Source organism: Pseudoalteromonas sp. NFXS53 (assembly GCF_056629255.1).
The window spans coordinates 18085-41185 of record NZ_JBWVBR010000007.1 but is presented as its reverse complement, the minus strand read 5'-3'; the positions used below and the strand labels follow the sequence as shown (position 1 = coordinate 41185).

Annotated in this window: 26 protein-coding genes and 1 riboswitch; of the genes, 17 read left to right on the top strand and 9 right to left on the bottom strand. The window is 40.5% G+C overall.

Translation table 11 applies throughout. The annotated features are described in order from the left end of the window. The first annotated feature begins 81 nt into the window (after positions 1-81). From AC1HJP_RS09355 to AC1HJP_RS09335, 5 genes are all read left to right on the top strand, one after another. The gene (locus tag AC1HJP_RS09355; RefSeq protein WP_480361572.1) at positions 82-252 is read left to right on the top strand and encodes a hypothetical protein; all 171 of its coding nucleotides are present in this window, start codon (positions 82-84) and stop codon (positions 250-252) included. A gap of 24 nt (positions 253-276) precedes the next feature. Continuing rightward, positions 277-822, top strand: coding sequence for a hypothetical protein (locus AC1HJP_RS09350; RefSeq protein WP_480361571.1), 546 nt, complete (start codon positions 277-279; stop codon positions 820-822). Between the two features lie 283 nt (positions 823-1105). Next, on the top strand, positions 1106-1600 hold the full coding sequence (locus tag AC1HJP_RS09345) for a hypothetical protein (RefSeq protein WP_475162991.1): 495 nt from the start codon (positions 1106-1108) through the stop codon (positions 1598-1600). A 45-nt stretch (positions 1601-1645) separates the two neighbouring features. Then, positions 1646-2227 (top strand): hypothetical protein, encoded by a 582-nt coding sequence (locus AC1HJP_RS09340; RefSeq protein ID WP_480361570.1) that lies wholly within the window; start codon positions 1646-1648, stop codon positions 2225-2227. Then, entirely contained in the window at positions 2224-2817 is a 594-nt protein-coding gene (locus AC1HJP_RS09335; protein WP_480361569.1) for a hypothetical protein, read from the top strand. The genes AC1HJP_RS09340 and AC1HJP_RS09335 overlap by 4 nt, the downstream gene beginning before the upstream one ends. Here AC1HJP_RS09335 and AC1HJP_RS09330 read toward each other — a convergent pair whose 3' ends face one another. Further along, a complete protein-coding gene (locus AC1HJP_RS09330; protein ID WP_480361568.1) occupies positions 2818-4182 on the bottom strand; it encodes a capsule assembly Wzi family protein in 1365 nt (454 codons plus the stop codon). It lies immediately after the preceding gene. Then, positions 4179-4661 (bottom strand): pantetheine-phosphate adenylyltransferase, encoded by a 483-nt coding sequence (coaD, locus tag AC1HJP_RS09325; RefSeq protein ID WP_138478405.1) that lies wholly within the window; start codon positions 4659-4661, stop codon positions 4179-4181. The genes AC1HJP_RS09330 and coaD overlap by 4 nt, the downstream gene beginning before the upstream one ends. A 251-nt stretch (positions 4662-4912) precedes the next feature. On the opposite strand from coaD, the gene AC1HJP_RS09320 reads away from it, so the two are divergent. Both AC1HJP_RS09320 and thiI read left to right on the top strand, forming a co-directional pair. After that, positions 4913-5569 (top strand): TetR/AcrR family transcriptional regulator, encoded by a 657-nt coding sequence (locus AC1HJP_RS09320; RefSeq protein WP_480361567.1) that lies wholly within the window; start codon positions 4913-4915, stop codon positions 5567-5569. A gap of 97 nt (positions 5570-5666) precedes the next feature. Next, the gene (gene thiI / locus AC1HJP_RS09315) at positions 5667-7124 is read left to right on the top strand and encodes a tRNA uracil 4-sulfurtransferase ThiI (protein WP_480361566.1); all 1458 of its coding nucleotides are present in this window, start codon (positions 5667-5669) and stop codon (positions 7122-7124) included. Between the two features lie 49 nt (positions 7125-7173). On the opposite strand, the gene AC1HJP_RS09310 is transcribed toward thiI, so the two are convergent. Next, positions 7174-8079, bottom strand: a complete 906-nt coding sequence (locus AC1HJP_RS09310) for a ketopantoate reductase family protein (protein WP_480361565.1) — start codon at positions 8077-8079, stop codon at positions 7174-7176. Next, positions 8072-8422, bottom strand: a complete 351-nt coding sequence (locus AC1HJP_RS09305) for a VanZ family protein (RefSeq protein WP_480361564.1) — start codon at positions 8420-8422, stop codon at positions 8072-8074. Before AC1HJP_RS09305 ends, AC1HJP_RS09310 begins: the two co-directional genes overlap by 8 nt. A gap of 176 nt (positions 8423-8598) precedes the next feature. Between AC1HJP_RS09305 and AC1HJP_RS09300 the strand changes: the two genes are divergently transcribed. Both AC1HJP_RS09300 and AC1HJP_RS09295 read left to right on the top strand, forming a co-directional pair. Next, a complete protein-coding gene (locus AC1HJP_RS09300; protein ID WP_138478415.1) occupies positions 8599-9081 on the top strand; it encodes a YajQ family cyclic di-GMP-binding protein in 483 nt (160 codons plus the stop codon). Between the two features lie 80 nt (positions 9082-9161). Then, a riboswitch (cobalamin riboswitch) is annotated at positions 9162-9356 on the top strand. 37 nt (positions 9357-9393) lie between these two features. Then, positions 9394-11247, top strand: a complete 1854-nt coding sequence (locus AC1HJP_RS09295; RefSeq protein ID WP_480361563.1) for a TonB-dependent receptor domain-containing protein — start codon at positions 9394-9396, stop codon at positions 11245-11247. Between the two features lie 69 nt (positions 11248-11316). Here the strand turns inward: AC1HJP_RS09295 and AC1HJP_RS09290 are convergent, their stop codons facing one another. The 4 genes from AC1HJP_RS09290 to gmk form a co-directional block, all read right to left on the bottom strand. Further along, a complete protein-coding gene (locus AC1HJP_RS09290) occupies positions 11317-11709 on the bottom strand; it encodes a RidA family protein (protein ID WP_058031058.1) in 393 nt (130 codons plus the stop codon). A 7-nt stretch (positions 11710-11716) separates the two neighbouring features. After that, positions 11717-13837, bottom strand: coding sequence for a bifunctional GTP diphosphokinase/guanosine-3',5'-bis pyrophosphate 3'-pyrophosphohydrolase (gene spoT / locus AC1HJP_RS09285; protein WP_480361562.1), 2121 nt, complete (start codon positions 13835-13837; stop codon positions 11717-11719). Between the two features lie 177 nt (positions 13838-14014). Further along, positions 14015-14290, bottom strand: a complete 276-nt coding sequence (gene rpoZ / locus AC1HJP_RS09280) for a DNA-directed RNA polymerase subunit omega (RefSeq protein WP_138478438.1) — start codon at positions 14288-14290, stop codon at positions 14015-14017. A gap of 102 nt (positions 14291-14392) precedes the next feature. Further along, complete coding sequence (gene gmk, locus AC1HJP_RS09275) at positions 14393-15016, bottom strand: guanylate kinase (protein ID WP_480361561.1); 624 nt, start codon at positions 15014-15016, stop codon at positions 14393-14395. A gap of 153 nt (positions 15017-15169) precedes the next feature. Between gmk and AC1HJP_RS09270 the strand changes: the two genes are divergently transcribed. Then, a complete protein-coding gene (locus AC1HJP_RS09270) occupies positions 15170-16957 on the top strand; it encodes an EAL domain-containing protein (protein WP_480361560.1) in 1788 nt (595 codons plus the stop codon). A gap of 66 nt (positions 16958-17023) precedes the next feature. Then, on the top strand, positions 17024-17839 hold the full coding sequence (locus AC1HJP_RS09265) for a substrate-binding periplasmic protein (RefSeq protein ID WP_480361559.1): 816 nt from the start codon (positions 17024-17026) through the stop codon (positions 17837-17839). Positions 17840-17902: 63 nt separating this feature from the next. Here the strand turns inward: AC1HJP_RS09265 and suhB are convergent, their stop codons facing one another. Next, complete coding sequence (gene suhB / locus AC1HJP_RS09260) at positions 17903-18706, bottom strand: inositol-1-monophosphatase (protein ID WP_480361558.1); 804 nt, start codon at positions 18704-18706, stop codon at positions 17903-17905. 245 nt (positions 18707-18951) lie between these two features. Between suhB and trmJ the strand changes: the two genes are divergently transcribed. The 6 genes from trmJ to hscB all read left to right on the top strand — a co-directional run bounded on the left by trmJ (position 18952) and on the right by hscB (position 22978). Beyond that, positions 18952-19680 carry a tRNA (cytosine(32)/uridine(32)-2'-O)-methyltransferase TrmJ gene (gene trmJ, locus AC1HJP_RS09255; protein ID WP_130254076.1) on the top strand — a complete coding sequence of 243 codons (729 nt, stop codon included), beginning with the start codon at positions 18952-18954 and terminating at the stop codon, positions 19678-19680. Positions 19681-19862: 182 nt separating this feature from the next. Continuing rightward, a complete protein-coding gene (gene iscR / locus AC1HJP_RS09250) occupies positions 19863-20354 on the top strand; it encodes a Fe-S cluster assembly transcriptional regulator IscR (protein ID WP_058031051.1) in 492 nt (163 codons plus the stop codon). A 23-nt stretch (positions 20355-20377) separates the two neighbouring features. Then, on the top strand, positions 20378-21592 hold the full coding sequence (locus AC1HJP_RS09245) for an IscS subfamily cysteine desulfurase (RefSeq protein WP_421965421.1): 1215 nt from the start codon (positions 20378-20380) through the stop codon (positions 21590-21592). 43 nt (positions 21593-21635) lie between these two features. Beyond that, positions 21636-22019 (top strand): Fe-S cluster assembly scaffold IscU, encoded by a 384-nt coding sequence (gene iscU, locus AC1HJP_RS09240; RefSeq protein ID WP_138628348.1) that lies wholly within the window; start codon positions 21636-21638, stop codon positions 22017-22019. 11 nt (positions 22020-22030) lie between these two features. Next, positions 22031-22354 carry an iron-sulfur cluster assembly protein IscA gene (gene iscA, locus AC1HJP_RS09235; protein WP_480361557.1) on the top strand — a complete coding sequence of 108 codons (324 nt, stop codon included), beginning with the start codon at positions 22031-22033 and terminating at the stop codon, positions 22352-22354. A gap of 99 nt (positions 22355-22453) precedes the next feature. After that, positions 22454-22978, top strand: a complete 525-nt coding sequence (hscB, locus tag AC1HJP_RS09230) for a co-chaperone HscB (protein ID WP_480361556.1) — start codon at positions 22454-22456, stop codon at positions 22976-22978. The last annotated feature ends 123 nt before the right edge of the window (positions 22979-23101 follow it).

Below are 23101 nucleotides of genomic sequence, written 5' to 3'. Positions count from 1 at the left end.
GATCATTGCTAAATAACTTTTAACAATAATTAAACGTCACTTTTGTGACTCTCTGTTTCACAGCGTAAATAAGGAAACATTATGTTAAAGGTAATTAAAACTTTAGTATCAAAACAACGTTCAGCTCAAAGCACTAGCCAAATCAATTCTCTTTCTGGTAAGGTAATTAAATCTGAAAAGTTTTTAGAGCAAATTACTGGCGCTCGCGGTGGTGGTCTTGTAGATCCGTTACCTGAAAAAAAAGGTGAGTAAGCCAAGTTTTAACTAGCTCTTTTGGTGGGATATATCATTACATCAATTACCCTTGGCCTTCATTTTGATACGGTAATTCTAATAGGGATGTTTTTAGCATTTCTATTAAACTCTTTCTTTTATGTTTCAGGCATAAGTAGAAATATATCCCTCCTTATAACTTCTGTTGTAATGGCTTTATCTTATTTCACAAGTAATCATTTTATAGATCTAACTGAGACGAATAGAGAAGGTATGTATCTCACTTGGATTGCTTATGATCTAATTACAATTTCTTTGATTATCTCTTTAAATAAGGCTTTCAAACAAACTTTATGTACAGCTGCTAAGTATGTTATTGCTGGTTTAACATTAAACGCTTTACTTTGTTTACTTATTCATATTGATTTAAGGGTGTTAGCTAATAGAGAACCTTGGTGGTTCTGGTATTTCTATACATTAGCGATTAATACTATAGATGTGATCATGGTTGCAGCACTCATATTAGATCGAGACTATTTAGGTATGAAATTTTTGAAAAACAAAATCTCAATCTATTTTTCTAAAAAGCAAAAAACAATTTCAACTTAATATACCCTTATGGGTAATACAAAAAGAGATTACTTCTCCCGTTCAAGCTGTCTGGCCAATCAGATTTACCGTTGTAATAATGCGCACTCATTGTAATGAAAGGCTTGTATCGATACGTAATAAAGTTTAACTTGTCTAATTGCAGTTAAATGGGCTTTATAGTTCTTTTTGCGCCTTTTTCTATAGAGTTTATTACTTCGGGTTATGTATTACTGTGGTTACCCTTTTTTCCTCTGCTATCTTTTCTAGTTTTCTAGCCAACTTTGTCATTTGGAACTTCTTAATGACGACCTTATTAAATTTTGTGAGGATGTCTGGCTGGCAATTCAAGAATATAGATAAAGCAAAATTAAAAGAACCATTACAGTTATCAACTATCATGTTCTTATCTTATTTTATTGGTAGTGTGATTGATTACTTCGTAAATTTGAAAGAGCTAATCTCTTATCTTTACCCCAATACTTACTTCCTTTTACTTGATATTTTAACTGTATTATTTATTTATAACTGTGTGAATACGCGTTCTGAGCAAGGCAAGATATGCAAAACTTATTTGCTTGTAGGCTTGTTGTGTAATTCACTACTTTTTCTAGTTATTCAAATAGAAGTATTTTTGGTCTTTGAGGGATTAAAATCTTACCAGCCATGGTGGCTTTGGTATGTTTTTGCAGTAGGGGTTAATACATTCGATGCCATGATGATTTTAGTCTTGTTATTACATAAAGATTTTCTCAAGCTCCACTTTCTTTTCAATCAATTTCAACTCCGCAATGAGTAACAGGTGGTTATGGATAATTACGGGATAATCTACTTTGGAGTGGAAATGGACTGGGATCTTTTCACCAGATTTCTATACAAGCACCTTGTAACTTGGTTATTTTTTTTAGTCATGCTGGCAAGTTATGTAAGAACATCCAATATACATGCAAGTCAAAATGCAAAAGTTGAACGAAAAGAAGTGCTTAAGCTATCTGTTGTAATGTTCATCTCTTATGCCTTAATGATACCAATAGAACTCTTAGTTACCTTGTTCGACTTTTCTTCGCGTTACTTCCCTTATACGGTTTATCTTTTTCTAGATATACTCACCATTCTGCTGATATGTTTTTTGATGAATACCCAAAGTAACAAAGCATTACTATGCAAACGCTATATTGTCTTTTGTTTATCGTGTAACTCTATTTTATTCCTCTTAGTACAAATCGATTTAATTCTGATGTATGACGACTTTAAACCTTTCAAAGCTTGGTGGTTTTGGGATGTATTTACGATAGGTGTAAACTTTTTCGATGCAGTGATGATTCTGGTGCTCTTGAGTTATAGGGATATATTACTTTTACATAAGCTCGAGTCACAATTTTTAGCAAGGAGAAATAAAAAGCTTAGAGTTGGTGAATTAAAATGATAGAAGTTTTGTATCTTTTTGGTGAAATATTGTACTTTGAGCCAATAGTGCAGTTTTTATATGGACATACTACAACGTTTATCTTTTTTATGGTGCTTCTGGTGAACTTTGTCAGAACCTCCAGAGGAAACAGCTACCCTTTAAAAAAACAGCAAGCACATGAAGTTTTGATTTTGTCGCTTGTTATGTCTGTGTCATACGCGATTCCCATGCCATTCGATTACATATATTGGCTCTCCGAGGTACGTTCAGTTTACATGCCTAATACACCCTATATGGTGCTGGATATTCTAACAATTCTATTTATTTACAGTTTTGTAAAAATAGGAACAAGTTTGGGGGAATTGTGTCGTTTTTATTTAACGGTTGCACTTGGAGTGAACGCTTCTTTATTTTTCTTATTACAGCTTGATCTTTTACTTATACATGAGGGGTTGAAGGAGAGTGGCTATTGGTGGTTTTGGACTGTATTTAGCTATGGAATAAATGGTTCTGACCTCATCATGGTCCTAGTTTTAGTTGTACAAAAAGATTTTTTAGGTTGGTATAAACTGAGCAAAAAAATTAAGGGCGCTAATACGCGCCCTTAATTAAAATTGAATTTCCCAGCTTGCTGAGACTGCTGTGTGCGTCTCAGAATCTTTGGGTAGTTTATCTTTCCAAACACTCAAGCCTAGTTTTCCTAAGCCTTTTAATACGCCTTGCTGATAGCCTACTTCGAGTAAGCTTCTATCTAAATCTAAAGAGTCAAAATTTAACTGCTTTAATTTAGCATATCCGCCGAAACCAGCTAGACGGTAATAATCAATACCAAGAGTGATGCTTTTAGCTTGCGGCCCCATGGCTGCACCCAGCCATTGCTCGCGTTGCATGTAATCAGCACCTTCGTTTGGAGTGCTAAAATTACATTGGAAACTGGCTTGCTCTGTTTGGCAATTCAGTTCTGTATCACTTAATTCAATAAAGCCTTTTGCTCGATAGGTCATATCTGCAAGGTGACCTTCAATACCAAGGGTATAGCTGCTATTACTGGGTAATAACCCTGCGTCATTTTCACCAGCTATCTCAGCATAGACAGCAAAAGGTAAACCTTGAAAAGTGTTAGAGTATTTCGCATCTAAGCTTGTTAGGCGTTGTTTGCTTCTAAGCTCGGAGTTTTGTGGGCCTTCTTTAAAAATAAAGTCACTTGATGTTGAGCTAAACGCAATCTCTAATCCTGATAATGGCATGCTAGATAAGCGGACGCCCCAAAAATCACCTTCTTTCTTTGTGGCTAATGTTGGCTTTTGCTTGGCCGCGATAGCAGTGACTTGCCAAGGGCCGATAAATGATAAAAATGAAGGGCCTTGGTAGTCGCTATTGGCTCTACTCAGTCTAAACGCCTTCATAGGGGCCGCGTTATTGCTAAGCAGTAAAGCTTGCTCATTACCTGGGCCCCACCAATAGTTCAGTTGCTCTATACTGGCAGACCAGTTATCTAGCAATATCGCGACATGGCTACCATAATGATTGATGTACTTTCCATCAATAGCATCATCCGTGTAGTTTACTTGCACTTTGGCGCTAACGTCATCACTGATTATCTGACCAAACGTTTTAATACCAGACTTTGCGCCTTTGCGCTCACCAAACCCTTCACTTAATTCAGGGTCTTGGTTGTAGAAGGCGCGAATGCTTGAGCGGCGTTTTTGTTTCGAATTAGATAAAGCATGCTTGATATGCGCAATCGCGAATTTTGCCGACTCAGGTACTTCATTCATATCAACAGCAGCCAAGTCTTGCACTATACCTCGCCATAATAACGGGTATTGATTAACTGGTCGTTGAATTAGGTTGTGACTAACAAGTAAGTCGATAGAGTGCTTAAGCTGCGCTTGTTCAGCTTCTATCCATGGGCTAGAAATAGCCGAGAAGCTACTTAGGCCGACTGCTAGGGCTAATACTTTTAATTTCATCCGTGTAATTTTTCCAATAAGGCCTTGGCAACAATAGGATCGACAAACTCGGTTACATCTCCATGATGTAAAGCTACTTCTTTAACGAGTGTTGAGGAGATGAATGAGTTTCTTTCTGAAGGCGTTAAAAATACGCTTTCAAGATCAGGGTTAAGTCGGCGGTTCATATTCGCTAATTGAAACTCATAGTCAAAATCCGAGACTGCGCGAATGCCGCGAATTAGTACCTGGGCATTTTGCTGCTTAGCTAAATCGACTAATAGTCCAGAAAAACCGATGACTTTAACGTTTTTGTATTCACTCAGCACCTGCTCAGCGAGTGCAACGCGCTCATCTAAGTTAAAGCAAGGCTTTTTACTCGGATTATTGGCAATGGCGAGTAGTACGACATCAAACATCTTAGCGGCACGCTTAATTAAATCTGCGTGACCATTGGTGAGTGGGTCAAATGTACCTGGATATAGCGCGGTAACTTTCATAACAGTTTAGTCAGAATAAAATTTCTGTAATGTTATCAAGCTTTGCTGCAAATATCACTGGTCTGCTTAGCAACTTGTTGCTTATAACTAAGCCATTTTAATGGTATTTTCAGTATGGATATAATTTTTATGGAACTGTTTTCTTTTTGGGTAATGTCACATAATTTATGTCTTATGACAGAATCAAATAAGTAATTAAAGCAGAATTTAGTTATTATATTCATCATTATTAGCGTGTCTGAGAGCAGGATATGAATACCAAGGAAAAAATTATTCGTACCAGTATTGCCTTATTTAACCTTCATGGAGAGCGAGCGATCACTACCAATCATATCGCTTCAAACTTAGGTATAAGTCCCGGCAATTTGTATTACCACTTTAAAAATAAAGAAGACATTATCCGTAATATCTTCACTCTGTATCGAGAGCATTTAAGTACCCACTTTAAACCACTCGACACATCTCACGAGCCACTAGAACAATTAACACAATATTTAGATTCATTGTTTGAGCTTATGTGGCGTTATCACTTCTTCTATGACAACCTAACTGACATTCTTGCAAAAGACAGTGAGTTAAAAAGACAATACATAGAGTTTCAAGCCGATTTGTTTAATCAAGTGCGCTCTGTTGTGATCGGATTACGCAGTGCTGGCGTAATAGAAATTTCAGATGAAGATGCATCTGAATTTGCGCACATGTTAAAGATGACGGTGAGCTTCTGGACACCTTACGTTAAAGCACGTCGTATGACAGGGGTATTAGAGCAACAAGATATCTATAACGGTATTGTCAAAGTATTGGTTTTAGTCAAACCATATTGCACTGATTTGAGTTTTAAGAAAATTAGCGATCTGCAAAAGCAGTATCAGCAATTGGCTGATGAGGCTTTGCCGAGTATTGCCTAATCAACTAATATTGTTTATTTCCTCATCGCATAGAAATTTGCTATAATCGCGCGCCCGACTGACGCGGCGCGCATTCGCCCACCTTAAGAGTGTTTCTATGCTTAAATTTATCGTAAAACTGCACCCTGAAATCGCGATCAAGAGTAAATCTGTTCGTAAACGCTTTACCAAGTTACTTGAGAAAAACATCAAGATGATTTTAATTCGTCGAGATGAAAAAGTTCGCGTAAAAAATAACTGGGATAACATTGCAGTTGAAACGGATATTAGCGATGCACAAACCCGTGAATGGTTTATTGATAACCTAAAACGCGTACCTGGTATTGTGCAATTTATCGAAGTACAAGAAACACCTTTTGAAACCATTGACGATATTTATCAGCGCACCTTAGAACTTGCGAGCCATACCATTGAGGGGAAAACCTTCTGCGTTCGTGTAAAACGTAACGGTAATCATGATTTCACTTCAACAGACGTAGAACGTTATGTTGGTGGTGGTCTTAACCAAAATGTTGAAGGTGCTAAGGTTAAATTAAGTAAGCCTGAAGTTGTGGTTAAAATCGAGATCAAAAAAGATCTGGCTTATATTGTTACCCACACTCACTATGGTATTGGTGGCTTCCCTCTGCCGACACAAGAAGATGTATTATCACTGATCTCAGGTGGTTTTGACTCAGGCGTAGCGACATATCAGATGATGCGTAAAGGCGCGCGTACTCACTTCTTATTCTTTAACCTTGGTGGTGCTGCCCACGAAATCGGCGTGAAACAGGTAAGTCACTATCTATGGAAGCAATATAGCTCTACTCACAAAGTTAAGTTCATCACGGTAGACTTTGAACCTGTCGTTGCTGAGATTTTAGAAAATGTAGAAAACGGCCAAATGGGTGTCGTACTTAAGCGTATGATGATGCGTGCAGGCGCAGCAGTAGCTGAAAAAGTAAATGCTCACGCGTTAATCACAGGTGAAAGTGTCGGTCAGGTATCAAGTCAAACACTGGCTAACTTAAGTGTGATCGACCGTGTAACTGAAACACTGATTTTACGCCCACTTATTCAACATGACAAAGCAGATATCATTAAGATTGCCCGTGAAATTGGTACGGTAGAAATGGCAGAATCTATGCCTGAATACTGTGGTGTTATTTCTCAGAAACCAACTGTAAAAGCGAAAATGTCAAAGATCTTGGAAGAAGAAGCCAAGTTCGACTTTGATGTTTTAGATACCGTGATTAAAAACGCGACAGTAAAAGACATTCGCGAAATCGAAGAAGAAGCGAAAGAAGAAGTTAAAGAAGCCGAAACTGTTAGTGAACTTCCTGAAAATGCTGTGGTACTTGATATTCGTTCGCCAGAAGAAGAGGATGCAAACCCACTTGAGCTTGAAGGGGTAGAAGTAGAGCATATTCCATTCTTTAGATTAGCGACTAAGTTTGGTGATCTGCCTCAAGATAAAGAATATTATTTATATTGTGCCCGTGGCGTAATGAGTCAGTTACAAGCACTTATTTTGCATGAAAACGGCTACATGAATGTAAAAGTGTACCGTCCATAACATGTATTAGTGTCTGTTAAAAAGCCGAGTTTAACTCGGCTTTTTGCTATTAGCTTGTTTGTTCCAAACGGTTGATTTGTTCAAGCATGGCCCGGTTATACGGTGCATCCAATCCCAGCTTTTCTGCTTCACTGACGATATAGCCACAGATAGAGTCAATTTCTGTTTTTCTACCCAATTTAATATCTTGTGCCATTGATGAGTTATTGCTGCGAGTTTGTCGCATAACGGTATATGCACTGTTGAGCGCTTCAGCTAAAGTGATATCAACGCCTAGCTTGCCTGCGATGAAACAGGCTTCGTTTAATAAGTTCATCACTTGTGTGGCGTAATTCGGTTTGAGTAATTGTCCATTTTGAACTTGGTGCAAAGCGGTGAGTGGATTAATGGCAATATTAACCATCAGCTTTTGCCAGCGCAGCAATGTAATGTCGTGATGGATAGCACTGTGAGAAATACTTTCAGCAAATACCGCTTTATAAAAAGTATCAATGCTATTTTCAGCTTCAGTATTACAAGCACCTAAATAGGTTGCACCAATGCCTGTTTGAACCACTGTGTTGCTCGATGCTTTAAGTGCACCGCGTGATGTACTCATAAAGTATAGGCTTTGAGTCGTACTGAGTTGCGACGTGATCTCAGCTAAATCAGTAATACCATTATGACTGATAATTATCTTGGCTTCAGGCGTTAGAAAGGGTTGAATGGCATTGAACGCATCTCTGAGCTGGTAAGCTTTAACGCAGATAAAGCAAATAGAGATTGTATCTTGTGGGGTAAAACTTGTTACGTTAGCTATGTTGGCGGCTATTGGCGTGACGGTTTCGTCTTCTTGATAATTAAATGCGACGTTTTGTTTATTTCGAGTCAGTAGCGTGACTGGATGATGCTTGCTTAAATGAAATCCAAAGCTTAAACCGACAGCGCCCGCACCGAGAATGTGAATGTTAGCCATTCTTTCGAACTCGCCATTCTCGCCAAGCAAAGTATCCGAGGTAATAACTGGCTGCGCCCGCGAAGTCAGCAACAAAATCACCTATCGAGGCCTGACGATAAGGAAGTGTATCCTGCATATATTCAATTCCTACACCGTAAGCAGTTAATAAACAAAGCTGAAGCCAGATTGGAAAGCGAATAGCGTGGTGCATAATAAAGGCAAGCACAAAGAAAATACCGAAATGCGCAACCTTGTCGGCATGTTCGAAACGTATACCAGAGTGCTGGATCTCTTTAGCAAATAAAAAAGTACAAATACTTAAAGTGATGATTAGTAGAACTTGGTAAATACGCCGAGTCACAAAACTTCCTATATCTCTATGCAGGCAAAGTAGAGCCAGTATATCACCGAAAAATGGATGGTGGGTGAATATACGAAAGTGCTCTGTAAATAGATGTTATCAGCTGAGATAAATTTTTTCACCGAGTTGGTTTTTGCTTGTTATAATCAGCCCATAACATGATTAGGAGATAGATAATGCCATCATTTGACATTGTTTCTGAAATTGAAATGACAGAAGCTAAAAATGCGGTAGATAATGCAAACCGTGAACTTGAAACACGCTATGACTTCCGTGGTGTGGATGCATCAATTGAGCTTGCAAACGAAACAATTACACTAAAAGCTGAAGCTGATCAGCAAGTTATGCAGTTATTCGATATCATTGCTGCAAAAGCGTCAAAGCGTGGCTTAGATGTTTCAAGCCTTGAGCTTAAAGATATTGAGCGCTCTGGTAAATATGTGTCACGTAAAGTTGCACTTAAGCAGGGTATTGATAAAGATATGGCGAAGAAAATCGTTAAGCTTATTAAAGACTCAAAAATCAAAGTCCAAGCGTCTATTCAAGGTGAAGAAGTGCGCGTAACAGGTAAAAAACGCGACGATTTACAAGAAGTAATGCAATTGATCCGTACTGGTGAACTAGGTCAGCCTTTCCAGTTTAAAAACTTCCGCGATTAATTCAATAATTCAAAATTAAAGGGCGCTCACGCCCTTTAGATTTCTAGACGTCCATTGCCTTTTTTATAATATTTGTGCACAATAGCGCCTCTTTTCAAGGTGCTCGATTTGTGGTGGGTAACACCAAAATACCTTTGAATTAAATCGAGATAATCGGGAAGTTGGTGAATATACTCAGGGAAGTATGTAGTCCAACACTGCCCCCGCAACGGTGATGCAGATATCTGCTCTGATAAATGCAAAGTCCGGAGACCGGCCTTGAGCTAATTTACTTGTTGTTACTTGTGCGGTGGGCGCAAGTTTGGAATTATTATGCTTAAAAAATCTTTGCTTGGTGCTGCCGTTGCTGCTGCACTATCTTTTTCTGTGTCTGCTGAGCAGGCTCAACCTATCGAACGTATCACGGTTACCGCGAATAAATTCTCTCAATCTATTGATAGCGCACTTGCGACAGTGAGTGTTATTGATAGAGCTCAAATTGAGCAATCAAATGTCAGAGATCTTCCGTCTCTATTAAATACATTGTCAGGTGTCGATATTGTTCGTAATGGTGGCTATGGGCAAAAAGTGAGTGTGTTTGTACGTGGTGCAGCAACCAAGCATACACTTGTATTAGTAGATGGTGTGCGTATTAGCGATGCGAACTCTGGCGATGTGTCTTTTACTAACATTCCTGTAAATAGTATTGAGCGTATTGAAGTAGTTAAAGGCGCTCGCGCTGCAATTTATGGTTCTGATGCCGTTGCTGGTGTGATCAACATTATTACGCGTGAAGCTCAACAGCATCAAGTAAACGTGACAACGGGTGCGCATAACTATTTTAATCTACAAGGTACGACTAAATTTAGTCGTGATAACTTAGATGTGAGCGTTAACTTTGGTTTTGAGCGCACTGATGGTTATGACGTAATTGCCAAAGATCCAGAATCTGAAATAGGTAAAGATCATGATCAGGATGGCTACCTAAATCGCAATTTAGGCGTTAATTTAAACTACGATGCTGATCAGTTTGGTGTATTTAACGTCATTGGCCAGTTCAGCAGCGGTCAAGCAGATTATGATAATGCTTGGGGCAACGATGCGTATAACTTCGAAAACTTTACGAGTAAGTTAGGCTGGGAAAAGAAAACAGCACAATTTACCCACACTGCTGCAATCAGTCTTTCGCAAGAAGAAAACATACAAACGGGCACTGATGCTGAAGATATTTACAGTACAGAGCGAACAGAATTAGAGTATCGAACTCTATATACTCTTAATGAAGAGTTGCAATTAACAGCTGGAGCGAATCTGTTAGATGAAGATTTAAGTGGTTCTAGTGCTTCATTCTCTGAAACGTCTCGTGATAACCAAGCTGTTTTTGTCGGTGGTTTTTATGATGACGGCAAGTTTTTAGCAAGCTTAGTTACGCGTTCTGACGACTACGATTTTCATGGTCGAGCAAATACATATAGCAGTGCTTTTGGTATCAAAGCGAACAAGTATGTGAGCATGCATTTCAACCACGGAACAGCATTTAGAGCGCCTTCTTTAACTAATGCTTTTGTGAAAGGCAGCCCTTGGTATCTACCAAACCTAAATATTAAACCAGAAGAAGCGACCAACAATGAGCTAGGTTTGAGTGTAACAACGGATTCTGCTCGTTATGAATTTGCGATTTTTAGTAATCAGATTGATAACTTAATCTCTAATCAATATGACGCAGATACAGGCAAATACATTCCTTACAATGTTGACAGTGCAACGATGAAAGGTGCTGAGCTGAGCTTAACGACTTCGGCATATGGTTTTGATCACAACGTAAACTTAACCTTCTTAGATGCTAAAGACGATACGAAAGGTACAGATCTTCCTCGTCGCCCAAGTAAGTCATTTAACTACACAATCTCAAAGTCATGGGAAAAGTTAAACGTTAATGCGAGTATGCAATATCGTTCGGATAGACCATCAATTTCTTTCTACAACACAACTTTACCATCTTATACTGTATTTAATTTAGCAGCTAACTATGCGTTATTTGATGCATTAGAGCTCAATGCTCGAGTTGAGAACTTAACTGACAAGTCTTACTTCACGGCGGGCTCAGGTTTTGCGAAAAGTGGAGAATTACTAGGTTATGTGCCTTTAGGGCGTCAGTTATACGTAGGTGCAACTGTTCAGTTTTAACCTCTAACAGTACTTAAAAAATAAAAAAGCCAGTCAATGACTGGCTTTTTTGATTACAACTTTTATCAATTAGTTTGTTGAAGGCAATTCCATGATGCCGTCAATCTCGATTTGCACACCTTTAGGTAATTCTCTTACACCGATGGCTGCACGAGCAGGGTATGGCGTTGAGAAGTGCTGGCTCATGATCTCATTTACTGTTGCGAAGTTGCTTAAATCAGTCAGGAAGATATTTACCTTAACCATATCTTGTAAGCGACCACCCGCTGCTTCACACACTGCAGTTAGGTTTTTAAACACCTGTTGCGTTTGCTCTGCAAAGTCTTCTGAGATCACTTCCATAGTGTCTGGCACTAATGGGATCTGGCCAGACAGGTATACAGCAGTACCTACTTTAACCGCTTGGCTATATGTGCCGATAGCTGCAGGTGCATTGTCTGTTGAAATAATTGCTTTGTTCATAATAATCCTACTTTTTACGGTATACACGTTGAACGTCAGGCATCACCCTGATCTTACGCATCACATCAGCGACGTGAACACGGTCTTTAACCGTGATACCTAAATCAATGATATATAAGTTACTTTCTTTTTCGTCAGTGGCAATTTCGACGATATTTGCGTTGGTACTTGCCACCACGCTGGTTAATTTTGCAAGCGTACCTTGGTGGTTGATGATTTCAACTCTAAGACCTGCAATATATTCTTTTTCTGGGTTGTCATCCCATTTTACGACGAAATATTTAGAACGTTCGCTTTCCCAGCCTTTAATGTTTTTACACTCTTGGCGGTGAACGTTTAAGCCCTTACCTTGGCTTACATAAGCGGTGATGGCATCACCTGGTACTGGACGACAGCATTTCATGTAGTTAACGAGCATGCCTTCAGTACCAATGATGGCAGCTTTAGCCTTCTTAGCTAGGTGTTCAATACTGCCATCATCTTCGTCAAGATCATCATTTTGCAATAAGCGCTTAGCGATGAGCATGCTCATGATGTTGCCACAGCCAATTTCAACCAGCAGTTCAAGCATGGTTGAAAGTTTGTGCTCAGCTAATACGCGGTCGATTTGCTCTTGCGAGATATCACTTAATTGATATTCGCCAAGGGCAGAATCGAGTAAGCGACGACCTAACTCTAAGGCTTCCTCTTCGCGTTGGCTCTTCAGGTAGTTGCGAACCCCTAAACGCGCTTTACCAGTAACAATGAAGTTTAACCAAGTGGCGTTAGGGTGGGCACCAGAGCTGGTAATTACTTCTACAGTTTGACCGGTGTCGAGCGCTTTACTGAGCGGATAAGGTTTACGATTTACACGCGCGCCTACACAAGTATTACCGACATCGGTATGTACCGCATAAGCGAAGTCGACGGCAGTGGCACCCATTGGAAGCTCTACAATGCGGCCATCTGGCGTGAAGACATAAATCTCTTCTGGGAATAGCTCAGTCTTAACGTTTTCAACGAACTCAAACGATGAACCAGCACTTTGTTGTAATTCAAGTAGGCTCTGCATCCACTGACGAGCGCGTTGCTGTGCCGTATGGCCTGCACTGTCACCGGCCTTTTTATACATCCAATGTGCAGCAACCCCTTTGTCAGCCATTTGATCCATATCGTGGGTACGAATTTGGATCTCGACTGGAATACCATGTGGGCCAACAAGTGAAGTATGTAGTGACTGGTAACCATTGGTTTTTGGTACGGCAATATAATCTTTGAAACGTGTTTCGATTGGCTTATATAAGTTATGAGCCACACCGAGTACACGATAACAAGTATCTAGGTTATCAACAGCAATACGGAAAGCATAAATGTCCATGACTTCATTGAACATCAGTTCTTTGTTGAGCATTTTACGATATATGCTGTATAAGTGTTTTTCACGGCCACTGACATTCGCTTGAATACCAGCTTCTTCAAGACGAGATTTGATCTCATTTTGAATATTACTGATCACTTCTTTACGGTTACCGCGAGCTTTAGCAACTTCTGATTTTAAAGCGCGATGACGCATTGGGTAAAGCGCCTGAAAACCTAAGTCTTCTAATTCATTTTTAATGTCATGAATACCAAGGCGATTCGCGATAGGCGCAAAAATTTCTAGCGTTTCACGGGCGATACGGCGACGCTTATCTGGACGAAGTGCGCCAAGCGTACGCATGTTGTGGGTTCTGTCGGCAAGCTTAATCAGAATAACGCGGATATCTTGCGTCATCGCCATGATCATTTTGCGATAGTTTTCAGCTTGGAATTCTTTTTTATCTTTAAAGCTGAGTTTATCTAACTTACTTACACCCTCGACAAGCTCCGCGACAGTATTGCCAAAAATTTCAGCAAGATCTTGCTTGCTGAAATCGGTGTCTTCAATCACGTCATGCATGAGTGCCGCCATGAGGGTTTCATGGTCTAAACGCATGCTGGCAAGAATTTGTGTCACTTCAACTGGGTGAGTGATATAAGGCTCGCCACTAGAGCGAGTTTGCCCTTCATGGGCTTCACGCGCCACCACGTAGGCTTTTTGAACCAGTTCTACGTCAGCGGGGGAAAGGTATTCTGAGATCTTTTGCTTCAGGCCTTCAAAAAGATACATTCACACTCCAATGTTCCAGTGAAGTAATATGATGCTATGAATATACGATGAATTATCAGAGAAACCAATGGCTAGCTGTGACTTTTATGTCTACAGAGAGTAATTATTTTGTTGTATAGGCTTAAAAACAACAAAGCCAGCATAAAAGCTGGCTTTGAGTATGAAGTGCAGGGGGTCTTAGCTGTTACCGCCAACAATTGCAGCAACCGCAGCAAGCTCTGCAGCTTCTTGGTTTTGTTGCTCTTCACGATCGATCATATCAAGAGACGAGTTGTTCACAAGCCCTTGTTCGATCTCACGTAGAGCGACTACAGTTGGTTTATCGTTTTCAGCATCAACCATAGGATCTTTACCACCTACAGAAATCTGACGAGCGCGACGCGCCGCTACTAGGATTAAGTCAAAACGGTTACCAATTTTATCTACTGCATCTTCTACAGTTACGCGAGCCATCGAAGCACTCCAAAGTTATTCATGTCGAATTGGTAAGTTTACTTGATGCAAACCAATTCTCCAATAGGTGGTTAAAAATTTATCTTGTTTAAATGAGAGAGATTAAGCTAATAACTCAGCAATTAAACTTTGATGACGGTGTTTTTGTGCATCCAGTTCAAGGCGAGCAGCCATAACAATATGTTCAAGTTGCATTAGAGCTGTATCAAAATCATCATTTACCAATACATAATCGAACTCATCATAATGCGAGCTTTCTGATTTTGCTTCCGCCATACGGCCTGCAATCACTTCTTGAGAATCTTGTCCGCGGTTATTTAAGCGATTTTCAAGTTCGGCTTGCGACGGCGGTAGAATAAAGACCGTTTTTACTGATGGCATTAATTCACGAACTTGACGCGCACCTTGCCAATCAATATCTAAAAACACATCAATGCCTTGCTCAAGTTGAGATTCTATCGCTGCTTTTGAAGTGCCATAGTAATTTTCGAAAACTTGCGCCCATTCAAAAAAGTCGCCTTGTTCAATCAATGCTTTGAATTCATCTACACTGACAAAGTGGTAGTGCTCACCATTGTTTTCACCTGGGCGAGGGTCGCGAGTGGTATGAGATACTGAGACTTTAATATTAGCATGTTTCTCTAACAGTGCTTTGATCAGGCTTGATTTACCAGCACCAGAAGGCGCTGAAAGAATAAATAAATTACCGCGAGTTTGTGATGTCATAATTAAATCTGTGGCTTGAAACGTGGTTTGGTTTCCAAACAAGTATTTTAAACCCTGCAAGTTTAATTGGCTAGAACAGATTTCGAGCGCAATAAAATTGTCATACTGCGGTTGTAAACTAACCGGATACTGTTTCTGTTTTGGTGATCTGCAGTGGAGAGTGGTCGCATAGAGGCGTTTAAAATTGACGCGCAGAGTTTACAAACAATTTTAGACGAACGCTTGGTTGAGCCCTTATTTCAACCAATTTGCGATGTTGCGCGGCAAACTATTTTAGGTTTTGAGGCACTTAGTCGAGGTCCTAAAGGATCTGAGCTAGAATCACCAAACACCTTGTTCGCTGCAGCACAGCGTTTTAATAAACTCTCTGAATTAGAGCTATTATGCCGTGAAAAAGCGATTGAGCGCTTTGCCGAATTAAACCTGTCGGGCAAATTATTTCTAAATGTCAGCCCGAATACATTGTTAGACCCAAACCACCCTAGAGGTGAAACTCTTCAGCTTATTCAGCAATATGGGTTACAGGCCAATCAAGTTGTAATTGAAGTGACAGAGCAAGATAAAGTAGATGACGGCTTTTTGTTGCTTAAAACCATCGGTCATTACCGTAAATTAGGCTTTAATATTGCTATTGATGACCTAGGTGCGGGTTACTCAGGGTTAAAACAATGGTCAGAGTTACAGCCTGATTTTGTAAAGATCGATCGCTACTTTATTGATCATTGCGATCAAAGTTTGGTTAAACGTGAGTTTTTAAAGTCTATTATCGAGCTTGCTAAAGCAACGCGTACAGCTGTTATTGCTGAGGGAATTGAACGCGCTGAAGAATTAGCACTAATCACCCAGTTGGGAATTACCAATGCGCAAGGTTTTTTAATTGCACGACCTGCACATGCTCCACTGAATGCCTACCCAAATACTCTAAAAGAGTCGAGCCAAACACAGGGAAATGTGATACATCGAGGTTTAGTTAAAACAATTGGGGAATTAACACATGTCACCCCAGCGGTATTAAATGGCGTATTGTGCCAAGACGCACACCGCGTTTTTGAAAAAGACAAACAGCTGATGAGCCTTGCAGTGGTGGATGATTATCAAACTCCTGTCGGCTTATTGCACCGTGATCAGCTAACAGAAGTATTTGCAGCGCCTTATGGTCATGCTTTGTATGCTAAAAAGCCTTTGGCTTCTCTTATGGATAAACAGCCATTAATTGTTGATGAGCAAACTCAGCTAGATGAAGTGAGTCAGTTAATTACGGAGCAAGACTTTGATATTCGTCGCCACATTGTGGTGACGCAAGGCGGAAAGTATTTAGGTTTGGTGCCACTTAGAGCGATTTTAAAACACATTACCGAAGAGAAAATTCGCAATGCCCAGCATGCCAACCCGCTCACTATGTTACCGGGTAATGTTGCAATTAACGAAGCCATAGAGCAGCGACTGCTTAATAAACAAGAGTTTACTTTGGCCTATATCGATTTGAATCACTTCAAGCAATTTAATGACTTATATGGTTATGCCAGCGGTGATGGTGTAATAAAGCTGCTAGCCGATGTGATCAGTGAGTGCTGTGCTGACTTTTCTGGATTTGTTGGACATATTGGTGGTGATGACTTCATGGTGGTGTTTGATGGTGATGATGCCGAACCACTTTGCCGAGAAATTATTAATGAGTTTGAGTTGAAGTCTAAAAGCTATTTTACCGCTGAGCATGTTAAAGCTGGGGGGTATTGGGCTACAAACCGAGAAGGACAGCAGCAGTTTGTGCCTTTGCTCACATTGTCAATTGGCCTTGTGTCACCTCATGTTGATAGCTGTCATAACAGTCATCAGGTCGCGGCGCTAGCAACGGATGCCAAGAAGGAAGCCAAACGTTATCGTAACAGCTATTTGTTTGTAGCAAATAAGCGCCGACCAACAGTGGCGATTGTTTCTTAATCAGAAATACTTGAGTCATGGCTCTATTTTGGGTAGCTTAGAATAAAATGAGTGGGAGCCCACTATATGCAGAGACTCATCAATTTTTTCATTATTATAAGTGTTTGTGCTGCTTTTCAGCTTCAGGCAAAAGAAACTGAAACCATAAAAGTCGCGAAAGAGCCAAGAAAGCTTTATGAGCGAGATCATTACCTTTATGAGTTGCTCGATAAAGCGTTAATAGCTGCAGGAGCCACTTACGATTATGAGCATGTCACTGTTCACCCTCATCAACAGCGTACTTTGATGGCACTCTCGTCAGGAAAAGTTGACTTGCATTGGAGTATGACCAGCCCTGACCGTGAGCAAATCGCAATAGCTATACCTGTACCTTTATTCAAGGGCTACATAGGCAAGCGGGCGGTCATGGTGAAAAAAGAGCGTCTTGCACAGTTCGCAGAACTTAAAAGTATTGAGCAATTAAAAGCATTTACTGCTGTACAAGGGCATGACTGGCCAGATACTAAAATATTGGCTTTCCACAACCTGCCGATAAAGCCACTCTCTAATTATCAAGCTATGTTTAAATTATTAGCTGCGGGTAGAGTAGACTACTTTCCTCGTTCTTTCATTGAAGTGAACTCTGAGCTTGAAGAAAACCCGGATAAATTTGTGTTATTGCCGAATGTATATTTGGAATATCCAACAGCATTTTATTTCTTCGTGAATAAAGCAAAGCCACAATTGGCAGATGACCTAAAGCGTGGATTGAATAAATTAAAAAAAAGCGGTGAATTTGATGCGTTATTTTCACGTTACTTTGACAAAGATTTAGCGCGGTTATCTATGTATCAGCCTGATAAGGCCATCAGGTTGAAGAATCCGTATTTTAATGCTGAATAAATTACTTTCGACAAAACAAAAAAGGAGCCGATGGCTCCTTTTTTAAACCCAATACAGTCGTAATTACTTAAGTAATGACTCAGTTAATGTCGGGCGAATTTCTTTTACGATCTGTTGGCAAAGCTTAGGTGAACCACACACAATGTTACCGCTCTTCGTGTAGTTAGTACCGCCAGCAAAATCAGTGATCATGCCGCCAGCTTCTTTGATAAGTAACTCACCAGCTGCTGTATCCCAAGGCTTAAGACCGATTTCGAAGAAACCATCAATACGACCAGCTGCAACATAAGCCATATCTAATGCCGCAGAACCTGCACGACGAATATCAGCTGTGTGAACAAATAGCGCTTTAAATGCATCAGTGTATGCATCAATGTGGTGCTTTTGTTTGAATGGGAAACCAGTCGCTAGCACAGTACCTGCGATTTCGTTGTTTTTAGCAACACGAAGACGCGTGCTGTTTAGCTGTGCGCCTTGACCACGAGAAGCAGTGAATAGCTCACTACGTACAGGATCGTAGATAACCGCTTGGTCTAAACGACCTTTTACTTTAAGTGCGATTGAGATGGCATAATGAGGAATGCCTTTGATGAAGTTTGTTGTGCCATCTAATGGATCGATAATCCACTGATAGTCAGCATCTTTACCCTCGGTAACACCTAGTTCTTCACCCACGATTGAGTGCTCTGGATACGCTTTTAAAATCGTTTCACGGATAATAGCTTCCGCTTCTTTATCTACGTTAGTAACAATATCGTTGTTGCCTTTTTGTTGGGCTTCAACACGTGATAAATCTTCACTTGCACGTAAGATCACTTTAGCTGCATTACGCGCAGCGCGTACCGCAATGTTTAACATTGGATGCATAGCATTACCTTTGGGTTGTAAAAGAACAGTATAAATTCGTTGCCTACTGACAATGCAGTAAGCACAGGACGGCGTATTCTAGCGATTTTTGCCTTAAAGTAAACCCAAAAAACAAAATAAAATTGTTGTTTTTTTGACCGTGTTGAAATTGCTATTAAAAAATATAAACGAAGATTTTTGAGTGGCAGAAAAAGGCTGTGGTAAACTTAGCCAATTATCAATTTTCGTCGTAAAGGCTTAGTGAAATGGCATTAGAAGATATTCGTATTGTGTTAGTTAACACCTCTCATTCTGGCAATATTGGTTCAGTTGCACGCGCAATGAAAACCATGGGGTTATCAAAACTATATTTAGTTGACCCGGCTTGTGAGGTGGATAGCCATGCCAGTGCACTCGCAGCTGGTGCAACTGATGTGCTAGGTAATAGCGTGACGGTGAGCAAGTTAGAAGAAGCCATTGCAGACTGTTCACTAACAATTGGCACAAGTGCCCGTTCACGTACCTTATCTTGGCCGATGGTAGAGCCAAGAGAGTGCGCTCAAAAATTGGTTGATGGATCTGAAAGCGGCCCTGTAGCTTTAGTTTTCGGTCGTGAAAACAGTGGCTTGACTAATGAGGAGCTGCAACTTTGTAACTACCACGTATGTATTCCTGCAAATCCTGAATATAGTTCATTAAACCTTGCGATGGCCGTTCAAACCCTTACCTACGAAACGCGTATGGCGTTTTTAGATAAGCAAGATAAGCCAGTAGAAGAAGACGATGCAGTTTACCCAAGCTCTCAGCAAATGGAGCTTTTCTACGAGCACTTAGAAAGCACATTGAAAGAAACCGGTTTCATCATCAAGCAGCACCCCGGCATGGTAATGACCAAGCTTAAGCGTCTGTTCAATCGCGCTCGCCCAGAAGATCAAGAGCTTAATATTTTACGCGGTATTTTGACTTCAATTAACAAGTCCACAGGCAATAAATAACCCCTGATTATTTTTTGCTTAATACTTGACTAATTTAGTCGGGTAATTACAATGAGCAGTACTTGAGTAAATTACTCAAGTATTGCACTTGTTACTTTAGTGGTAAGTGTAGTGAGTAATACTTGACTATCCTAGTCAGGTAATTAAAATTCACCACCTGATAAAACGCTGAGGGGGCAATAATGAAACTAACATCTAAAGGCAGATACGCAGTCACAGCGATGCTCGATGTTGCTTTGCACGCCGATGTTGGCCCAGTTCCTTTAGCTGATATTTCTGAAAGACAAGAAATATCATTATCTTACCTAGAACAATTATTTGCTCGTTTACGTAAACATGGCTTAGTGAGCTCTGTGCGTGGACCGGGCGGCGGCTATTTACTTGGCCGAGATTCGCAAACTATCTCTGTAGGTGATGTGATTAATGCAGTCGACGAGTCAGTTGATGCAACCCGTTGTCACGGTGAAGGCGGCGGTTGTCAGAACGGCATGCGTTGTTTAACTCACACACTATGGTCAGATCTAAGTGAGCGTATTGCTGAGTTTTTAAATAATATTTCCCTAGCTGAGTTAGTCGCCAAATCTGATGTGCAGTCAGTTGCTTCTCGTCAAGATAGCGCTGTTAAAACTGCCATAAAGCAACTAGATAACATTCAAGTGAGCTGTCAACTTTAAGTTGGCGTCAAGCGGAGAAACCAATGAAATTACCGATATACCTAGATTATGCAGCAACCACTCCGGTTGATCAGCGCGTTGCAGATGAAATGATGCAATGTCTGACTATGGATGGCAATTTTGGTAACCCAGCATCACGTTCACACCGTTTTGGTTGGCAGGCCGAAGAGCTAGTGGACCAAGCGCGTAACGATATCGCTGATTTAATTAATGCAGATCCGCGTGAAATTGTTTTCACTTCAGGCGCGACAGAATCAAATAACCTAGCAATTAAAGGCGCTGCTAACTTCAACAAGAAGAAAGGCAAGCACATCATCACGGTTAAAACTGAGCACAAAGCTGTTTTAGATACATTCCGTGAGTTAGAGCGTCAAGGTTTTGAAGCAACTTACTTAGAAGTTGAAGAAAACGGTTTACTTGACCTTAAAAAATTAGAAGCAGCAATGCGAGATGACACGGTACTTGTGAGCGTGATGCACGTGAACAATGAGCTAGGTGTTATTCAAGATATTACGACCATCGGTGAGATGTGTCGTGAGCGCAAGATCATGTTCCACGTAGATGCAGCGCAAAGTGCGGGTAAAGTAAAAATCGACTTACAAGAACTAAAAGTTGATTTCATGTCTTTCTCTGCGCATAAAATCTATGGCCCTAAAGGCATTGGTGCGCTTTATGTTCGTCGTAAGCCACGTGCTCGCTTAGAAGCACAAATGCACGGTGGTGGCCATGAGCGTGGTATGCGTTCTGGTACGTTAGCGACTCACCAAATCGTTGGTATGGGTACCGCTTTCCGTGTTGCTAAACAAGATTTCGAAAAAGACCATGCGCACATCAGCACGCTTCGCAAGCGTTTACTTGATGGCTTGATGAGCATGGATGAAGTGTATTTCAACGGTGCGATTGATCAATCGGTGCCTGGCATTTCAAACATCAGCTTCAACTTTGTTGAAGGTGAGTCATTACTAATGGCTGTAAAAGACATCGCGGTATCTTCTGGTTCTGCATGTACTTCAGCAAGTCTTGAGCCATCGTATGTATTACGTGCGCTAGGTCGTAATGACGAGCTAGCACATAGCTCAATTCGTTTCAGCATCGGTCGATTCACGACTGAAGAAGAGATTGATTACACTGTTGAGTTACTTAAAAACTCAATTGGCCGTCTTCGTGAAATGTCTCCACTTTGGGAGATGCACCAAGAAGGTATTGATTTAGATAGCGTTGAGTGGACTCACCACTAATTTAACGTGTAGCAAGTTTATAGCGGGTAGCGAGGAAAGAATTATGGCGTACAGTGATAAAGTAATTGATCACGTAGAGAACCCAAGAAACGTAGGTGCTCTAGATAAAAACGATCCAAGCGTTGCAACAGGCATGGTGGGTGCACCTGCATGTGGTGACGTGATGAAGCTGCAGATCAAAGTGTCTGAACAAGGCGTTATTGAAGATGCTAAGTTCAAAACTTATGGTTGTGGTAGTGCGATTGCATCATCTTCACTGGTAACAGAGTGGGTGAAAGGCAAAACACTAGACGAAGCTTCTGAAATCAAAAACACAGATATTTCTGCTGAGCTAGAATTACCACCGGTAAAAATTCACTGCTCAATTCTAGCTGAAGATGCGATTCAAGCTGCAATTGCAGATTACAAAAGCAAACAAGCTAAATAAGAGAGAGCGGCATGGCAGTAACATTAACTGACGCGGCAGCTAATCGCGTTCAGACATTCTTAGCTAATCGTGGCAAAGGCATCGGTCTTCGTTTAGGTATTAAAACGACGGGCTGTTCAGGCTTAGCTTACGTATTAGAGTTCGTAGACGAGTTAGACGAAGGTGATGAAGTGTTTGAGCATAATGGTGTTAAAGTCATCATTGATGCGAAAAGCATGGTTTATCTTGACGGTACAGAGCTTGATTACACGAAAGAAGGTCTAAACGAAGGGTTTAAATTTACTAACCCGAATCAAAAAGACGAATGTGGCTGCGGCGAAAGTTTTACAGTGTAACTGACCTTGCTGTTGTTAACAAAGCCCTGCCTTGGTAGGGCTTTGTTGTATAATATCATTTAGCATAATAATTTTAGCGCTTTTGAATGAGTTAACCTAATGCATTACTTTGAATTGTTTGATATTCCCGTTTCATATGATGTTGATCTAAATGCCATTAATACCCGCTATTTAGAATTACAACGTATTGTTCACCCAGACCGGTATGCCGGAAAAAGTGAACGCGAAAAACTGCTGGCTGTTCAAAAAGCCGCAGAGATCAACGATGCATTAGCAGTGTTAAAACACCCAGTGAAACGCGCTGAGTATATGTTGAGCGAAAAAGGCAAAGACATTCGCGCTGAGCAGCAGACTTTACAAGATCCGATGTTTTTAATGCAGCAAATGGAACTGCGAGAAGCGCTAGAAGATCTTCCGCAGAGTAACGATCCAGAAGTGGCTATCGAAGATTTTGAACAAGAAATTAAGCTACTTGATAAACAATATTCAGCACAACTTGCATCGCAATTAAACAGTGATGACGATGAGCAATTAGACGCTGCAGCTGATAACATTCGAAAGCTAAAATTTGTATACAAATTGCGTGATGAATTAGCACGCATTGAAGACAGTTTATTCGACTAAACCAAATTGGTTTAATACTCAAACTACTTGTAGTTGCAGGTAGGCGCAATCGAGTGAAAGCCCATGAGCATAGATTTTCTATGTAATTGGGGGAGAACGAGAGCAGTCAACACCGCTGCAGCT

Coding starts and splice junctions, on each gene's coding strand:
- hscB (WP_480361556.1), top strand. CDS start 22,454: ATGCATTACTTTGAATTGTTTGATATTCCCGTTTCATATGATGTTGAT.
- AC1HJP_RS09290 (WP_058031058.1), bottom strand. CDS start 11,709: ATGAACAAAGCAATTATTTCAACAGACAATGCACCTGCAGCTATCGGC.
- coaD (WP_138478405.1), bottom strand. CDS start 4,661: ATGAAAGTTACCGCGCTATATCCAGGTACATTTGACCCACTCACCAAT.
- iscU (WP_138628348.1), top strand. CDS start 21,636: ATGGCGTACAGTGATAAAGTAATTGATCACGTAGAGAACCCAAGAAAC.
- iscA (WP_480361557.1), top strand. CDS start 22,031: ATGGCAGTAACATTAACTGACGCGGCAGCTAATCGCGTTCAGACATTC.
- trmJ (WP_130254076.1), top strand. CDS start 18,952: ATGGCATTAGAAGATATTCGTATTGTGTTAGTTAACACCTCTCATTCT.
- rpoZ (WP_138478438.1), bottom strand. CDS start 14,290: ATGGCTCGCGTAACTGTAGAAGATGCAGTAGATAAAATTGGTAACCGT.
- AC1HJP_RS09340 (WP_480361570.1), top strand. CDS start 1,646: ATGGACTGGGATCTTTTCACCAGATTTCTATACAAGCACCTTGTAACT.
- AC1HJP_RS09245 (WP_421965421.1), top strand. CDS start 20,378: ATGAAATTACCGATATACCTAGATTATGCAGCAACCACTCCGGTTGAT.
- AC1HJP_RS09310 (WP_480361565.1), bottom strand. CDS start 8,079: ATGGCTAACATTCACATTCTCGGTGCGGGCGCTGTCGGTTTAAGCTTT.
- suhB (WP_480361558.1), bottom strand. CDS start 18,706: ATGCATCCAATGTTAAACATTGCGGTACGCGCTGCGCGTAATGCAGCT.
- gmk (WP_480361561.1), bottom strand. CDS start 15,016: ATGACATCACAAACTCGCGGTAATTTATTTATTCTTTCAGCGCCTTCT.
- AC1HJP_RS09320 (WP_480361567.1), top strand. CDS start 4,913: ATGAATACCAAGGAAAAAATTATTCGTACCAGTATTGCCTTATTTAAC.
- AC1HJP_RS09265 (WP_480361559.1), top strand. CDS start 17,024: ATGCAGAGACTCATCAATTTTTTCATTATTATAAGTGTTTGTGCTGCT.
- thiI (WP_480361566.1), top strand. CDS start 5,667: ATGCTTAAATTTATCGTAAAACTGCACCCTGAAATCGCGATCAAGAGT.
- spoT (WP_480361562.1), bottom strand. CDS start 13,837: ATGTATCTTTTTGAAGGCCTGAAGCAAAAGATCTCAGAATACCTTTCC.
- AC1HJP_RS09355 (WP_480361572.1), top strand. CDS start 82: ATGTTAAAGGTAATTAAAACTTTAGTATCAAAACAACGTTCAGCTCAA.
- AC1HJP_RS09330 (WP_480361568.1), bottom strand. CDS start 4,182: ATGAAATTAAAAGTATTAGCCCTAGCAGTCGGCCTAAGTAGCTTCTCG.
- AC1HJP_RS09295 (WP_480361563.1), top strand. CDS start 9,394: ATGCTTAAAAAATCTTTGCTTGGTGCTGCCGTTGCTGCTGCACTATCT.
- AC1HJP_RS09300 (WP_138478415.1), top strand. CDS start 8,599: ATGCCATCATTTGACATTGTTTCTGAAATTGAAATGACAGAAGCTAAA.
- AC1HJP_RS09335 (WP_480361569.1), top strand. CDS start 2,224: ATGATAGAAGTTTTGTATCTTTTTGGTGAAATATTGTACTTTGAGCCA.
- AC1HJP_RS09345 (WP_475162991.1), top strand. CDS start 1,106: ATGACGACCTTATTAAATTTTGTGAGGATGTCTGGCTGGCAATTCAAG.
- iscR (WP_058031051.1), top strand. CDS start 19,863: ATGAAACTAACATCTAAAGGCAGATACGCAGTCACAGCGATGCTCGAT.